General features: G+C 56.3%; 1 protein-coding gene and 1 pseudogene. Both read left to right on the forward strand.

Features of this window, described 5'->3' with window-relative positions:
• Positions 1-294 precede the first annotated feature (294 nt).
• A pseudogene (locus tag ACGYLD_RS17280) lies at positions 295-1,050 on the forward strand (IS110 family transposase); the annotation flags it as partial.
• 79 nt (positions 1,051-1,129) lie between these two features.
• Positions 1,130-1,954, forward strand: coding sequence for an IS5 family transposase (locus ACGYLD_RS17285; RefSeq protein WP_394403353.1), 825 nt, complete (start codon positions 1,130-1,132; stop codon positions 1,952-1,954).
• Positions 1,955-2,059 lie beyond the last annotated feature (105 nt).

A 2,059-nucleotide genomic window follows, 5' to 3' on the forward strand; every position in this document is an offset into this window, starting at 1 on the left:
TCAGGTCTTCGATGAGTGTTAGCTTAAATCACGGGCCGCACCAGACACGGCCGGTGTTTGATGCAACCTGCGCTATATTAGACGATCTGGCTTAGTTCTGGCCTGTGATGAAAATGGTCCCGGTGGCGGACTTTCCATCCACTGTGGCAGTCATATTTGTCAGAGGTGTGGTATTGCATTGTCAGGGGTTCCATCCAGAGGGGCTCTGTTGATGGCTTGGATGCCCCCTCCCGACGGCATCGCAATGTGCCACTATGATGAGTGTTGAAGCCATCACAGAAGGAAGGAGCATCCATGTCCGAAGTTACTATTATCGGTGTCGATCTGGCAAAGCGCGTTTTCCAGCTGCACGGTTCACACCAAGACGGTTCGATCGCGTTTCGTAAGAAGCTTTCACGAGGTCAGTTTCTCGCGTTTTTGGCGCAGCAGCCTAAATGCCTGATCGCCATGGAGGCTTGTGCAACGGCGCATGGCTGGGGTCGGGAATTTGAGAAGTTGGGCCACGACGTGCGCCTAATCCCGCCAATCTATGTGAAGCCGTTCGTCAAACGTCAAAAGAACGATGTGGCCGATGCAGAGGCCATCGTAGAGGCTGCATTGCGTCCAACCATGCGCTTTGTCTCAGTGAAGACGGAAGATCAGCAGGCCCGCGCCATGCTGTTTCGCACGCGGCAGATGTTCGTTGGCCAGCGCACCCAGATGATCAATGCTTTACGTGGCCATCTCGCAGAACACGGCCTAGTCGCGGCCCGAGGGCCCGCCCATCTCAAGACGCTCGCGAACGCAATCGCAGATACTGACACGACTCTGCTGACCGAAGTGCGGGAACTTGCTCGGATGTATCTGGAGCAAATCGAGGGGTTGAATGCACGTGTTGCAGAGCTCGACGCAAAGATGCGATGTGCCGCTAAGAAAGCGGACTCGGTCCGCCGCGCACAGACCATGCCGGGCGTAGGCCCTGTCACGGCTCTTGCGATCGAGACGTTTGCACCTGACCTGGCCACCTTCAAACGCGGTCGCGATTTTGCCGCGTGGCTTGGGCTCGTGCCTTAGAGCCCGATTTAGAACTATTTGAGTGAGTTCAGTGGTTTGTGATTCTGTTCGGTTGTGAAGCTGAATGGAGATCACAATGGCTTGGACTGAACTCACCCGCCGTCAACATGACCGAAAAGGCGATAAATACGCAAGCGATATGAGGGACGCGGAATGGGCGTTGATAGCGCCTTCGATGTCGCCGCCGAAGACAACTGGTCGGCCCCGTACGACATGTTTGCGCGACGTGGTCGACGCACTCCTCTACATTGCAACGACCGGATGCCAATGGCGTATGTTGCCCAACGACTTCCCGCCGGTTTCAACGGTTCGGGGCTATTTCTACGCGTGGCGCGATGACGGCTTGCTTGATGAGATAAACCAGAAGCTGGTCGAAGCTGCGCGACTGGCCGAGAACCGCAAAGCTCAGCCAACGGCAGGGGTCATAGATAGCCAGAGCGTAAAAACCACTGAAAGCGGTGGTATTAGGGGCTATGATGCGGGCAAACGGATCAAGGGCCGCAAGCGCCACATCGTAACCGACACGGTTGGATTGCTGATAGGCTTGGTGGTCCACAGCGCCGGAATTCAGGATCGGGATGGCGCACCCGATGTGCTGAAAGCGGTCGCCTCGCGCTATCCATCATTGCGACATGTATTTGCGGATGGCGGGTATGCAGGGCCCAAACTGCGGGACGCGCTAAAGGCCCTCGGCCGATGGACCGTCCAGATCGTCAAACGCTCTGACACCGCGGAGGGCTTTGAAGTGCTGCCGCGACGGTGGGTCGTCGAGCGCACCTTCGCCTGGCTGAACCGATGTCGCCGCCTATCGAAAGATTGGGAAAAATCCATCGCAAGCGCAGAGGCTTGGATCCTCATCGCACACATCAGACGCGTCACACGGCATCTCGCAAGGGATTGAGAAGGTGCAGTTAGTTTTGAAACAGACTCTTAGGCATAGGTGTAGAACTGGTCGTAGACATAGAACCCCGGCATTTGCGTGAATGCCGCAAACCTAACCCGGAAT

The sequence above is a fragment of the Sulfitobacter sp. 1A12056 genome, assembly GCF_043558125.1.
GTDB lineage: Bacteria > Pseudomonadota > Alphaproteobacteria > Rhodobacterales > Rhodobacteraceae > Sulfitobacter > Sulfitobacter faviae.